Here is a 12,638-nt window from a genome sequence, read left to right as displayed (position 1 = left end):
CACCGCCCACGCCGGAGCAGGTCGTACGCCGAAGGCGGCCGTACGCCGCCGACCGGCTCGGCGACGACCACTACTCGTACCCGTCGTACACCATGGGCCGGAGGCAAGGTCGCGGAGTTGATCGAGCCAAGTCGGGGAACCATCGATCGACCGGTGTGTCGGTCTGCCGGTGCGCCCGCGGAGGGTTTCCATGACTGGAGGGGCGGCGTGGTGGAGGGTGTGGGAGATGAGGGGCGGTGGTGGTCGGCGGCCGAGCCGGGTTTCTGGCGGCAGGTCGTCGGGCAGTTGGGCACGGCCCTGATCGTGGTGGACCCCGCCGGACGGATTCTCGCGGTCAACCCGGCCGCCGAGCGGCTGCTGGGCCGCGCCGCCGCGGCGATGCGCGGGGAGGACGCACACGACCTGCTGCACCGGGATGCGGACGGCGGCAGGATCACCCGGGAGCAGTGCCCGCTGCTGCGGGCCGTGGCCGAGAGGGCCGAGGCGCGGGGGGAGGGCGACATCTGCCTGCGCGGTGACGGTCACCTGATCGCGATCTCCTGGTCCGCTTCTCCCCTGACGGACGACGGCGTCTTCATGGGCATGGCCGTGCTGTTCACCGACGCCGCCGGCGACCGCAGCGCGCGTCGGGAGCGTGCGGCCTATACACGTGCTCTGGAGGACCTCACCGAGCGGCTGACGCTGGTCGCGGAGATCACCGACGTGCTCGGTCAGACGCTGGAGACCGATGAGGCCCTCGCCCGGCTGGGCCGCCTGCTGGTTCCCCGCCTCGCCGACTGGGCGGCGGTGGACCTCCGGGTCGGTTCCGGAGAGGTCCACCGCGTGGCGGTGACGGGTCCCGAGGGCCGGGACGCCGCACGGGAGGACTGGCGCGAGCGCCTTCCCGAGGCCGGGGAGGCGGCCCGCTCCCCTCTGGTCCAGGTGCTGAACGGCGGCGATCCCGTCCTGCAGCGCGACGCGGACGTGGCCGCACCGGCCGCCTCTGCCCTGGCCGCCGTCCACAGCGGCTTCCTGCGGGCCGCCGGCGCGACGTCCGCCGTCACGGTGCCGCTGGGCCCCCGTCGGCAGATCACCGGCGCCCTGACGCTGGTGCGCACCGACCCGGCGCATCCCTTCGACACCAGTGACCTGAAAGTCGTGAGCGACATCGGCCGCCGGGTCGGCCTGGTCATCGACAACGCCCGCCGCTTCGGCCGCCAGCGCGCCGTCGCCGAGGCCATGCAGCGCAACCTGCTCGCCCCACTGCCCCAGCCGGGCCGCCTGCGGCTGGCCGCCCGCTACCAGCCCGCCCCGGCCGGCTCCCAGGTCGGCGGCGACTGGTACGACGCGTTCGAGCGGAAGGACGGCACGCTCGCGCTGGTCATCGGCGACGTCGTGGGCCACGACCTGACCGCGGCGGCCGGCATGGCGCAACTGCACGGCATCCTGCGCTCACTGGCCTGGGACCACACCGGACCGCCCGGCGCCGTCGTCGACCGCCTCGACGACGCCATGCCCGCCATCACCACCGTCCCCATGGCCACCCTCGTCCTCGCCCTGCTCGAAGGCAGCCCGCACACCGGTCCGTGGACGCTGCGGTGGACCAGCGCGGGGCATCCGCCGCCCCTCCTGCTGACCCAGGACGGACAGGCGCGGTACCTCGAAGCCGGGCAGGGACTCCTCCTCGGCACCCCTCCGGGCACTGGCGGCGGCAGCCGGCCGAACGCCACGGAGCCCCTGCCGCCGGGTTCCACCCTGCTGCTCTACACCGACGGCCTGATCGAGATCCCCGGCAGCGACCTCGACACCGGCCTCGCCCGTCTGCGCCGCCACGCCCTCGCTCTCGCCCACGAACCGCTGGACACGCTGTGCGACCAATTGCCCGCCCGCATGCCGCCCGGCAGCACCGACGACGTGGCCCTCCTCGCCCTGCGCCTGCCATTGCCGTGAGAGCCGTGACGCGGGACGTGGGAGGTGGTGCTCAGTTCTCAGGTGCTCAGTTCTCAAGGACCAGGACGCGGAACGGGCCGAGCGGGGCCGTCCGAGGTGTGTCGCCTTCGATGTACCGCCACCCCCAGGACCGCAGCGCCTCGACGGTCCTGTGATCGGAGCGGTTCACCAGCGTGACGGCGACGGCGGCACCGTGGTCGGTGAGCAGCCGTTTCTGCAGGCGCCGGGCGAGGTTCCAGGCACGGTCCTGGTTCTGCCTGCGTACGAGGGACGGAACGTGGATCCCGGAGATCACGAAGAGGCGTCCGGAGGCGGCGAGACGGAGCAATCTCCCCGGCAGGTATCCGTCGAAGCCCTCCCACCAGGGACCGTCGCCGCGTACGGGGAAACCGTAGGCGCATCCGGTCAGCGCGGTGGTCTCCGCAATCAGCAACTCGAATCCCGGCCGCCGTACGTCGGCCGCCAGCCGCCGCAGGAAGGCGCCGCGGGCTTGGTTCCATGCCCAGGGGCCGCCGCCGGACGTCTCCGCGTACAGATCGCCCAGTTCCTGCAGATGGTCCTCGATCTGACGCCGGGTCAACGGACGGACGCGTTGCCCCTCCCGGGGCGAGGAGCCTCGTTCCGGCCTTGACGGGCCGGACTTCCGCGTACCGCGCCGGTCCGGGCCGGCGGGCCGCCCGAGGAGCTCTGGGGTCGTCGGCGGAACCGGCACGTTCAGGATCATGAGGCAAGCCCTGCCCCGGGCACGGGCGGATCCGGCCCGGCGTCGTCGGTCGCCGAGAGCGGCACCGGTTTCGGAACCGGCGCGCGACATGCCCTCGGTGTCTTCAACCGTACTCCCCGGACCGCGCCGCCCTTGTGGACCGAAGGTGGCCGAGAACGCCGAGGCGGGTACGGCGGGTTCCGTCCGCTCCCCATCGACGGGGCGCGCGGGAGTACGGTGGACGTACCGAGGGCATGTCGCACACCGGCTCCCGCGCCGGTCTCGTCCTCGGCGAGACACTTCGCCGGAACCCGCGCAGGGCAGCGGTTTCCGGAGACAGGTCAGCACGATGGCCTCGGCCCTCGATACGTTCCCCGCCGCCGGCGCGTGGCCAGAGCCCGCCCCGCGCAGGGCCGTACTTCTGCTCTTCACCACCGGCACCACTGCACCACCGGCACCACCCGTCCGTGGGACGGCGGGCCCGCTTCTCCCCAGCGCTTCTCGCGTTCGACCGACCGTCAGGCCGTGACCGCCATGTACACCGCCCTCACCATCGCCGCGTTCCTCGTGCTCATCGCCGTCGGAGCGTACGTGATCCACCGGCTCAACTCGGCGCACGCCGAAAGGATCGCCTCGCGTTCCTACAGCCGCTTCCTTCCCGGCCGCCCAGCCGCCGCCGGCACGACCGCGCCGCCCTCACCTCCCTCCGCCCCGGCCGCCGAGCACGAACGTCGCGACCATCGCGACGGCGGCCGGGGACGCTTCCGCCCGCGCCGCCACCGGGACCGGACCACGCACAACAAGCGGAATGCCGCAGGGCGTTGAGGCCAAGATGCCCCACAGGACAGAGGTCACATCCATGCACGCGTCGCCCCGCCGCAGCCGCGGCACCGGCAGCACACACGGCACGGGCGAAGAGCCCCCGGCGTACGAGACCGCGGACGGTGATCCCCTCGTGGACGGACTCGCGGAGGTCCGCATCATCGCCGCCAGCCCCGACATCGCCCAACGGGTGGCGCAGCTGCTGCGCCGGAACTTCCGCTGCGACGAGCCACGCAGCTACCCCGCGGGCCCCGAGGGGCGCGACACCCTGCTCCATCTCACCGTCGACACCGAGCACGTCGCCGCAGAACCCTCCGCCGAGTCGCCCTGGCTGACCACGAGCCACACCCAGGCAGGACGCACCCACACCGACGAGCCGGGCTGACCCCGGCCCACCGCAGCACCGGCAGCCGTACGACGGCCGCCCGAGGACAGGAAACCGCGACATGAACCCGCCCACCGGCACGGACCCGCCGCCCGGGGCCGGCAACCGCACCCCGGCCCGCCCGGAACGCACCTCGCGGCCTGTCCGGCTCGCGCTGCGCCCGCCGACCTTCCCGCCCGGTCCCGTATGCGGCGCCTGGTGGCCGCGCACCGACGACCTGATGACCGAACTGCCCGCGCTCACCGAGGCGTTCGACGCGACGCGAGGACGCGTGTCGCGCATGGCGTCCCACCGCGACACCTGGCCGGCGGCGCCCTGCGACCTGCCCGTGACCGGGCACACGGTGAAGGCCGCGTGGTTCGCGTCCGGTTTCGACCCGCACATGATCCGACTCTTCTCGTACGGCGTCGGACGCTGGGACCTGCTCGTCGTCCCGCCCCGGACCGAGACCGCCACGGCCGCGCGGCTCATGGCCGCGGCGGCCGACCCCGCGCTCCACCTCACCGCGAGCGAGCTCCTGGCGGCCGAGCGACGCCTCCACGCCGAGGACGAGGCCGTACGCGAGCGGGGGCAGATGGAGCAGTGGGAAGACGAGGGCGGAGCACCGAGGCGCCACTCGGCCCCGCTCTCCCCTCCCGCAACTGTTACGGTCCGTGCCCTCTCCTCCGCCTGCGCCTCGCGCCCCACAGCGCACTGCCACGTCGCCTCGACGGCGTGTGGTGGCCACGCTCCTACGACCTCCTGGCCGAGCTTCCGCAGCTGCTCGCCGCACTGCCGCGCGCCTGGGGACACATCGCCGGCGTCACGGTGAACGGAGCGGCCTGGTCCGCGGCACATGGCCGGATGCTCGTCGCCGACCAGGTCGTACGACTGCGGAAGACGGTCGCGGCGCACGCCCCGGACACCGTCGTCCTGCTCGCCCCCGGCCGCGGCCGCTGGGACCTGCTGGTCGTGCCGCCCGGCACCACCGAGGAGGCGGCCGAGCCGATCATGACCGCCGCGCTCAGCGACCGCGCCTGACGGCAGGAGTAGCGTGGACGCGAGGAGGGCTCCGAACAGGCAGGTGAGCACGATGCCCGATCCCGATTCCCCGCCTCCGGCAGGTTTTCTGGCGGACGGTGTGCACGAATCCATACGTCCCGGAACGGCACTCCTGCGGCTCACCACCACTCACGAACGCGGGGGCATCCTCGACGGTGCGTGGTGGCCCCGTTCCAGGAATCTCACCGCCGAACTGCCCGGCCTGATCAGCGCGCTGACCGAGCGCCTCGGGCCGATCACACGGATCGGCCTGGACTCCGCGGCCTGGGACGAAATGCCGACGCGGATGACCATCGACGATCGTGTGGTGCACATCGACGTCTTCTCCGTGGGCGACGACACCGCGCTCGTGACCCGAGGGGACCAGGACTACTTCTCCCTGCTCGTGGTCCCACCGGACACGCCCCCCGAGGCGGCGCGAGCCGCGATGACCGAAGCGGTCCGTACCGGCAACCCCAAGCAGGCCCAGCAGATCCTGATCGACACCGGCCTTTGACACCAGCTCAGATGTAGTGACATCAGGCGGAGCCCGCCCCCACGACCGGGGTCGACGACATGGACGCGCCCGGACCACGGGTCTGCGACGACATGACCGTCAAGGTGGCCTTGTCCTGCCTGCGCACGTCGGCAAGGCCCGGTCATCGGCGCTCGCCCGACCACCCCCGCCCACAGCTTCTACCGGACGATTCTCCGGATGCGCATGAGCGAAGGCACACGCGGTCGGCTCGGCGTTGTCGGCGGGCGAGCGGACAGGAAGAGTTCCCCGCGGCCCGGAAACACGTCTGCCGATGCCGTGCCCTTGGCGTGCCCGTAAGAACGGAGAACCACGGTCAACCACGGTGCGTTCCGGGCTGAAGGCATGGGGATTCAAACCGCGTAGGCGCAGGTCAGACACCATGGACCCCCCGCAGGCGCCGTCGCTTCCCAAGCTGAGAGCGCGAGTTCGATTCTCGTCACCCGCTCCACTGCGAACCCCCAGGTCGGAGACCCGGGGGTCGTTCGTCGTCTAGGCCAATTTGGGTTCGGCGTGACAAAACCGCAGTTCACGGCACCTGCACAGTCACGTGCGACGGACGGGCACGTTGACATCGTCGATGTTGATGTGGCCCCACCCTCCCGCCGCCTTGTCGACGACCTCGACGTAGATCTGTTCGCCGATGTGAGCCGCCAGGTCGAAGACGACGCGGCGGTACTGCTCGGCGCCGCGGCCGGTCTCCTTGGCGAGCACCTTGCCGTCGCCGGCGCGCACGACGGCCGCGTAGAGGCGGTCGGGGTCGTTGCCGCCCGAGACGAGTAGGTCGACCACGCCGTCTCCGCCGAGGACAACAGTGGTCGAGCGGAGTACGCCGGTGGCCTCGTCGCCGCCTGCATCCGGGTTGAAGCCCCACAGGTGGTGGCCGGCCGGATCGGCGTGGGTCTCGGCCTGGTAGAAGGGGCCGCCCCAGCCCCAGTCGGTGCGGGTGGTGATGTTGGCGTCGCTGAAGGTGGTGCCGGAGACGACGGTCCAGCCGGTGAGGTCCCCGGTAGCGAAGTCGTGGTTCGGGAGGGCATCGACGTCCGTCGGGCGCGGCGGGTCGTACGCGGCGGGGGCGACGGTGGTGTCGTAGGCACCGTTCATGCGCCAGACGTCCAGGGAGACGACCTGGGCGGTGCCGCCCTCGCTGGTCAGGCGCAGGCCGGTGGCGTCCTTCCGGGTGGGGTAGACGCGGCTGGTGAGACTGTTGGTGCCGTTGACGTACGCCTCCAGCATCGAGCGGTCGAGCAGTACCCTCAACTTCAGCTGTCCGCCGTCGCGTTCGACGGTCCCGCCGTGCACGCCCTTGCGTACGTCCGGGTCGAGGCTGGAGCGGCTGCGGTCGATGGCGAAGCGGTGCTCGGTGGTGTCGTAGGAGAGCAGGGTCTGTTCGCTGCCGTCTGCGCTCGCGCGGACGGTCAGGGTGATGGTGGTGGCGTCGCGCGGGTCGATGACGGCCTCGATGTCGAGCATGTCCCCGGATACGTCGGCGAGCCGGCGGTTGGCGTCCTTGATGGTGGTCTGCCTGATCCGGGCGAGTTGCTTGCCGCGCAGGCGGGCCGCCTCGGCGATCGGTTCGACGCCGAGGGCGCCGTCCGGGCGGAGCGAGACGCTGACGGGCATGCCGGCGTTGTGCGCCCAGCCGGACTGGGCGTGCTGCTGTTCGCTGCGGCGGTCCTGGGTGATGCTGAAGAGCACGGAGCGGCCGTCGGGGGTGACGAAGCCGGACGGGCCGGTGAAGTGCTCGCCGAAGTCGAACTCGCGGGGCTTTTCGTGGTCGGGTACGAAGCGGCAGGTGTCCTTGTCGAAGGTGCCGATCCAGTAGTACGTGTGCTTGACGGCGTTCGGGTTGAACGCTTCCCACCAGGGGCTGACCAGCAGGATGTGTTTGCCGGTGCGCCTGCCCGTGGGGCCGGGCAGGGGGAGCAGGACCGGCAGCTCCCACACCTCGCCGGGCTCGGGCACGGCGGCGAGGTCGTTGTGGTGCAGGGGGCCTCGGTACGTCCACGGGCCCTCGGGTCTGCGGGCGGTGTGGACGAGGGCCGTTCCGCCGTACTTCTTGGTGACCTGGGTGCCGTTGTAGTCGACGATGCCGCTGCCGGTCAGCTGGTACCAGACGCCGTCCTCCTCCCAGACGAAGGGGTCGCGGAAGTTCTCCGCCCATGCCGTGCCGGGGCCGGCCGGGAGTTTGGCCGGGGCTTCGGTGACGGGCTGGGACTTCATCGTCCAAGTGGGCAGGTCCGTGTCCCGGTCGGTCTGGTAGGAGGACACGGCCATGCCGGTGCGCTGGCGGTAGGGGAGGCGGTCGTCGCCGCCGGTGAAGAAGAGCACCGGGCCGCGGTCGCCGTCGACGTACGCCGAGCCCGACCAGCAGCCGTCCGGCCCGACCGAGTCGGCGGTGGGTGCGAGGGCTATGGGCATGTCGCGCCAGTGCACCATGTCGGTGCTGACCGCGTGGCCCCAGTGGATCTGGCCCCAGTAGGGGCCGAGCGGGTCGTGCTGGTAGAAGATGTGGTATTTGCCCTTGAAGTACACGGGCGCGTGCGGCTCGTTCATCCAGTGCCAGGGCGGCAGCATGTGGAACTGGGGGCGGTGCCGGTCGCCGTCGAAACGGGTCCGGTCCAGGGTCGTGTCCGGGCGGGGCGCACGGTGGCCGGGCAGCGCCGCGAGCCGCTCGGCGTGCTCCTGCTGCGCGGTCGCGTCGTCCAGGGTGCCCGGTCGGATCACGAGGCTGTCCATCAAGCCCATGTACATGTTGGCGTGGAACTCGCCGTTGAGCAGCGTGGGCCGGTTGTGCCGGCCGATCAACAGTGGTTCACCCGCCGCCAGTTGAGGCGCCGTGTCCGGAGTGGTGGCGGTGCCGATCGGCCGGCCGTCGCGGTAGAGGCGCAGCTGACGGGCGGTGGGGTCGTAGGTGGCGGCGACGTGGGTCCAGCGGCCCTTGGCGGCGGGCTGGTCGGTGGCGCCCTTGACCTCGATCAGGTCGGTGCCGAAGCCGAGTTGGAAGACGATCTGACCGAAGCGGCGCAGGCCGAGCAGGAATCCGGTCTTCGCGTCCGGGTTGTGCTGGTTGACCAGGGCCTGGGGTTTGCCGTCGATGCCGTGCTCGTAGGCGTACGGGGCGATCCAGGCGTCGACGGTGAGGCCGCCGGCGGGGTCGAGCTCGCCGGGGCCGTCGGCGGTGACGGCCGTGGAGTAGCCGTCGAAGTACAGCGCCCGGCCGTGCACTCCGCGGCGCCGTACGGGATCGCTGTCGGGCTTGTAGCGGGCGTCGGTGAAGACGTAGCTGATGGGGTCGGCGGAGCCGGAGACCGCCTCGCGGGTGACCGTGCCGGCGCGCTCGTCGAAGTCCCAGCGGGCGGTGGGGCTTTGAGGACCGCGCCGCCCCTCGGCGGCGGCAGGGGTGGCAGCGAACGAGAGCGGTACGACGGCGCCGCCGATGGCGGCGGACACGACGGTCAGGGCTGTTCTTCTCCTCATGGCTGACTCCTGGGTGGTGCGCGGCTGGTGCTGACGCGGTGCCAAATCGGTTTAACCGGATGGCTCGGCATCGTTCGCGCGCCGCTCCTGCTAACGCAAGAGCTAATGCATACCGTTTTACTTCGACGTCACCCAGAGACCTACCAAAACGCCACATAAGGTCACCGTTTCCCATTCGATACGGCCGGAGTGTTGACATCAGGCCACGCGCGGCTCAGTCTCGTCGCAACTTGCTAATCCGATTTAACAACGGAGCTGAGCCGCCGATGTCTGAACGCCGCGTGACCATGGCCGACGTCGCCCGCAAGGCGGGCGTCTCGCCGACGACCGCGTCGTTCGCCCTGTCCGGCCGCACCGACATGCGCATCTCCGATGCCTCCCGCGAACGTGTGCTGGAAGCTGCCCGGGAGCTGGGCTACCGCCCCAACGTCACCGCGCGCAGTCTGCGGACGAAGTCGACCCAGACCATCGGGTTCGTCTCCGACCGGATCACCACGACCCCGTTCGCGGGCGACGTGATCCGCGGCGCGATGCAGGCCGCCCGCGAGCGAGAGCACCTGCTGTTCATCACCGAGGCGGGCGGCGACCGTGATGCCGAGTCCTCGCTGGTCCACGCGCTGCTGGACCGCCAGGTCGACGCGGTGATCTACGCGTCCATGTTCACCCGGTACGTCACTCCGCCCAAGGAACTGTTCGGGCGCCGGGTGGTGCTGCTGAACTGCCTGGCCCCCGGCTTCGACGCCCCGTCGGTCGTGCCGGACGAGCTTCAGGCGGGCCGGGACGCGGGCCGTGCCCTGCTCGCCGCCGGTCACACCGACGGCATCTGGGCGATCGGCGGTCACCAGGCCGTTCCGGCCACGCCCGAGGGGATCATCGCCGGCAACGAGCGCATGCGCGGCCTGGAGGAGGTCCTGCGGGAGGGCGGCGCCCGCCTGGACGGGGTCGTCGAGTGTGACTGGGACACGCGTGACGGCTACCGGGAGGTGTCCGCGCTGCTCGCCGCGGGGCACCGACCCCGGGCACTGGTGTGCCTGACCGACCGGGTGTCCATGGGCGCCTACCAGGCGCTCGGCGAGGCGGGCCTGTCCGTGCCGGGCGACGTGTCGGTGGTCTCCTTCGACGATCAGGACATCGCAGCCGTCCTGCGCCCGGCGCTCACCACGCTGAAGCTGCCGCATTACCAGCTCGGCCGCCTTGCCGTGGAGCTGATCCTCGGTGCGGGGCCGCTCGAAGCCGCCGTACACCGTGTGCCCATGCCGTTGCAGGAGCGTGCCTCCATCGGCGCGCCCGCCGAGGGCTGACGCGGCACACCCGAAGACGGTTGTCCCGCCGCCCGGAGCGAGACCCGGGCGACGGGACGACCACCAAGAACAGCGACCGTCGCAACCGGTCGCCAAGGCGGGTCCGGCAAGACCCGTCTCAGTGAGATGGAGGAACCTCGTGGTGTTCAGAACCAGGCGCCTCGCTGGTGCGAGTGTAGCCGTCGCGGCGGCGACCGCGCTGGTCGCCGGATGTGCGACCGGAAGTGGCAGCGGCTCGTCCGGAGCCGAGGGCGACACGATCACCTTGTGGACGCACAACGCCGGCAACTCGGCCGAGCTCGACGTCGTCAAGAAGATCATCAAGGACTTCAACGGGTCCCAGAGCAAGTACAAGGTCAAGCTCCAGGCGTTCCCGCAGAGCGACTACAACAACTCAGTCGTGGCCGCCGCCTCGGCCCGCAAGCTGCCCTGTCTGCTGGATGTGGACGGCCCCAACGTGGCGAACTGGGCTTGGGGCGGCTACCTCGCCCCGATCGACGTCTCCGGCGCCGAGGTCCCGCTGTCGGACCAGCTGCCCAGCACCGTCGGCCGCTACAAGGACAAGGTCTACGCGTTCGGCTTCACGGACGTCGCCCTCACCTTCTTCGCTCGCAAGTCGGTGCTGAACAAGTACGACGTCCGCATCCCGACCATGGACAAGCCCTGGACGAAGGACGAGTTCGACGCCGCGCTGGGCAAACTGAAGAAGAGCGGCAGGTTCCAGTACCCGTTGGAAATGGGCACCGGCTGGAGCGGCGAGTGGTGGTCGTACGCGTACGCCCCGCAACTGCAGAGCTTCGGCGGCGACCTGATCAACCGCGACGGCTACAAGACCGCCTCGGGCACCCTCGACGGCAAGAACTCCCTGGAATGGGCGACCTGGTTCCATTCGCTGGTGTCCAAGGGATACATGGCGCGGAAGGGCGGAGCCGACCCGAACAAGGATTTCCTGGCCGGCAAGAGCGCCATCCAGTGGGAGGGCAGCTGGAGCGCGGCCAAGACCGCTGAGAAGTTCGGCGACGACCTGGCGATCATCCCGCCGGTCGACTTCGGCAACGGCCCCAAGATCGGTGGCGCCTCCTGGCAGTGGGGGATGAGCTCCAGCTGCTCCAACAAGGCCGGCGCCGAGGCGTGGCTGAAGTTCTCCCGCCAGACCAAGTACTTCGTCGACTACGCCAAGGCCACCGGGGCCCTCCCGGCCACCGACGCCGCAGTGAAGCAGGTCGAGGGCTACCAGCCGGGTGGAAAGTTCAACGTGCTCGTCCAGTTCGCGCGCAAGTACGCAGTGGTGCGTCCGGTCACCCCGGCCTACCCCTACATCTCCACCGAGTTCGAGAAGGCGGCCAAGGACATCCTCGCCGGGGCCGACCCCAAGGCCGCGCTCGGGCAGGCCGCCAAGGACATCGACAACAACCTCAGGACGAACAACAACTACGCCGGCTGACCCGCCCCGCCCCGGTCCGGTTCGGGCCCCGACCGCGCTCTCCCCGCGCGCCCGAACCGGACCGGCTTCCCCTGGAGCTACCGTGACCACCATGATCGCAGCCCTCGGCCGGCTGCGTCCGGTCCGGCGAACCCGAGCGACCAACGCCCGCCGCCGTGAGAGCCTCACCGCCCTCGGCATGGCCACCCCGGCCGTCGTGCTGCTGATCGTCTTCCTCGTCGTACCGGTCGCCCTCGCCTTCGCCCTGGCCTTCACCGACGCGAGGCTCATCTCGCCCACTCCGGCCCGCTTCGTGGGCCTGAGGAACTTCACCCAGCTCTTCGAAGACCCGGTCTTCTACAAGTCCCTGCGCAACACGGCGTACTTCGCCGCCGTCGTCGTACCGCTCCAGGCCGGGCTCGCCCTGGTGCTGGCGCTGCTGGTCAACGCGAAGGTGCGGGGTGTCAACTTCTTCCGCACCGTGTACTTCCTGCCCGTGGTCACCTCGATGGTCGTGGTGTCCCTGCTGTGGACCTTCCTCTACCGGCAGGACGGCCTGGTGAACCGCGTCATCTCGGCGCTCACCCTCGGGCACGTCGACGGTCCGGACTGGCTGGGCGACCCGGCCACCGCCATGCCCGCCATCATCCTGATGTCGGTGTGGCAGGGCGTCGGCTTCCACATGATCATCTGGCTGGCGGGGCTCCAGACGATCCCCGCCGAGCTGTACGAGGCCGCCGACCTCGACGGCGCCACTCGCTGGCACCGCTTCCGCCACGTCACCTGGCCCGGCTTGCGCGAGACCCGCACGTTCGTGCTGGTCACCATCACCATCGCGGCGTTCAGTCTCTTCACCCAGATCCGGGTGATGACGCAAGGCGGGCCGCTGGATTCCACCACGACCGTGGTCTACCAGGCGGTGCACACCGGCTACGACCAGCAGCAGACCGCGTACGCGGCGGCGATCTCACTGGTGTTCTTCGTGCTGGTGCTGTCCGTGTCCCTCGTCCAGCGTTTCCTGACCCGGGAGAAGGACTGAC

Annotated in this window: 11 protein-coding genes; 9 read left to right on the top strand and 2 right to left on the bottom strand. The window is 70.9% G+C overall.

What is annotated here, in order from left to right; genetic code table 11:
• Nucleotides 1-207: 207 nt before the first annotated feature.
• On the top strand, nt 208-1,929 hold the full coding sequence (locus tag ACIREI_RS28820) for a SpoIIE family protein phosphatase (protein WP_403338679.1): 1,722 nt from the start codon (nt 208-210) through the stop codon (nt 1,927-1,929).
• Nucleotides 1,930-1,975: 46 nt separating this feature from the next.
• Here ACIREI_RS28820 and ACIREI_RS28815 read toward each other — a convergent pair whose 3' ends face one another.
• Nucleotides 1,976-2,509 carry a hypothetical protein gene (locus ACIREI_RS28815; RefSeq protein ID WP_403338676.1) on the bottom strand — a complete coding sequence of 178 codons (534 nt, stop codon included), beginning with the start codon at nt 2,507-2,509 and terminating at the stop codon, nt 1,976-1,978.
• Between the two features lie 657 nt (nt 2,510-3,166).
• Between ACIREI_RS28815 and ACIREI_RS28810 the strand changes: the two genes are divergently transcribed.
• The 5 genes from ACIREI_RS28810 (at nt 3,167) to ACIREI_RS28790 (ending at nt 5,376) form a co-directional block, all read left to right on the top strand.
• Nucleotides 3,167-3,457: a hypothetical protein gene (locus tag ACIREI_RS28810; protein WP_403338769.1), complete on the top strand. Its 291-nt coding sequence runs from the start codon at nt 3,167-3,169 to the stop codon at nt 3,455-3,457.
• 34 nt (nt 3,458-3,491) lie between these two features.
• On the top strand, nt 3,492-3,839 hold the full coding sequence (locus tag ACIREI_RS28805) for a hypothetical protein (RefSeq protein WP_403338673.1): 348 nt from the start codon (nt 3,492-3,494) through the stop codon (nt 3,837-3,839).
• 61 nt (nt 3,840-3,900) lie between these two features.
• Nucleotides 3,901-4,650: a DUF5994 family protein gene (locus tag ACIREI_RS28800; RefSeq protein WP_403338670.1), complete on the top strand. Its 750-nt coding sequence runs from the start codon at nt 3,901-3,903 to the stop codon at nt 4,648-4,650.
• A complete protein-coding gene (locus tag ACIREI_RS28795) occupies nt 4,554-4,859 on the top strand; it encodes a DUF5994 family protein (protein WP_403338667.1) in 306 nt (101 codons plus the stop codon). The genes ACIREI_RS28800 and ACIREI_RS28795 overlap by 97 nt, the downstream gene beginning before the upstream one ends.
• Before the next feature lie 52 nt (nt 4,860-4,911).
• A complete protein-coding gene (locus tag ACIREI_RS28790; protein ID WP_403338666.1) occupies nt 4,912-5,376 on the top strand; it encodes a DUF5994 family protein in 465 nt (154 codons plus the stop codon).
• Nucleotides 5,377-5,940: 564 nt separating this feature from the next.
• On the opposite strand, the gene ACIREI_RS28785 is transcribed toward ACIREI_RS28790, so the two are convergent.
• On the bottom strand, nt 5,941-8,874 hold the full coding sequence (locus tag ACIREI_RS28785; RefSeq protein ID WP_403338663.1) for a GH32 C-terminal domain-containing protein: 2,934 nt from the start codon (nt 8,872-8,874) through the stop codon (nt 5,941-5,943).
• Between the two features lie 266 nt (nt 8,875-9,140).
• Here ACIREI_RS28785 and ACIREI_RS28780 point away from each other — a divergent pair, with 266 nt between their 5' ends.
• The 3 genes from ACIREI_RS28780 to ACIREI_RS28770 all read left to right on the top strand — a co-directional run bounded on the left by ACIREI_RS28780 (nt 9,141) and on the right by ACIREI_RS28770 (nt 12,637).
• A complete protein-coding gene (locus ACIREI_RS28780; RefSeq protein ID WP_403338660.1) occupies nt 9,141-10,175 on the top strand; it encodes a LacI family DNA-binding transcriptional regulator in 1,035 nt (344 codons plus the stop codon).
• 142 nt (nt 10,176-10,317) lie between these two features.
• Complete coding sequence (locus tag ACIREI_RS28775; protein WP_403338657.1) at nt 10,318-11,619, top strand: sugar ABC transporter substrate-binding protein; 1,302 nt, start codon at nt 10,318-10,320, stop codon at nt 11,617-11,619.
• 91 nt (nt 11,620-11,710) lie between these two features.
• Nucleotides 11,711-12,637: a carbohydrate ABC transporter permease gene (locus ACIREI_RS28770; RefSeq protein ID WP_403338654.1), complete on the top strand. Its 927-nt coding sequence runs from the start codon at nt 11,711-11,713 to the stop codon at nt 12,635-12,637.
• Nucleotide 12,638: the final 1 nt, after the last annotated feature.

Source organism: Streptomyces sp. NPDC093591, from assembly GCF_044764885.1.
Classification (GTDB): Bacteria; Actinomycetota; Actinomycetes; order Streptomycetales; family Streptomycetaceae; genus Streptomyces.
The sequence above is the reverse complement of the archived record's forward strand: the minus strand, read 5'-3'. Positions and strand labels throughout refer to the sequence as shown.

What these genes read in the sequence shown, in the direction of transcription:
- ACIREI_RS28810 (WP_403338769.1), top strand. Translation starts at nt 3,167, where the DNA reads ATGTACACCGCCCTCACCATCGCCGCGTTCCTCGTGCTCATCGCCGTC.
- ACIREI_RS28805 (WP_403338673.1), top strand. Translation starts at nt 3,492, where the DNA reads ATGCACGCGTCGCCCCGCCGCAGCCGCGGCACCGGCAGCACACACGGC.
- ACIREI_RS28800 (WP_403338670.1), top strand. Translation starts at nt 3,901, where the DNA reads ATGAACCCGCCCACCGGCACGGACCCGCCGCCCGGGGCCGGCAACCGC.
- ACIREI_RS28790 (WP_403338666.1), top strand. Translation starts at nt 4,912, where the DNA reads ATGCCCGATCCCGATTCCCCGCCTCCGGCAGGTTTTCTGGCGGACGGT.
- ACIREI_RS28785 (WP_403338663.1), bottom strand. Translation starts at nt 8,874, where the DNA reads ATGAGGAGAAGAACAGCCCTGACCGTCGTGTCCGCCGCCATCGGCGGC.
- ACIREI_RS28780 (WP_403338660.1), top strand. Translation starts at nt 9,141, where the DNA reads ATGTCTGAACGCCGCGTGACCATGGCCGACGTCGCCCGCAAGGCGGGC.
- ACIREI_RS28770 (WP_403338654.1), top strand. Translation starts at nt 11,711, where the DNA reads ATGATCGCAGCCCTCGGCCGGCTGCGTCCGGTCCGGCGAACCCGAGCG.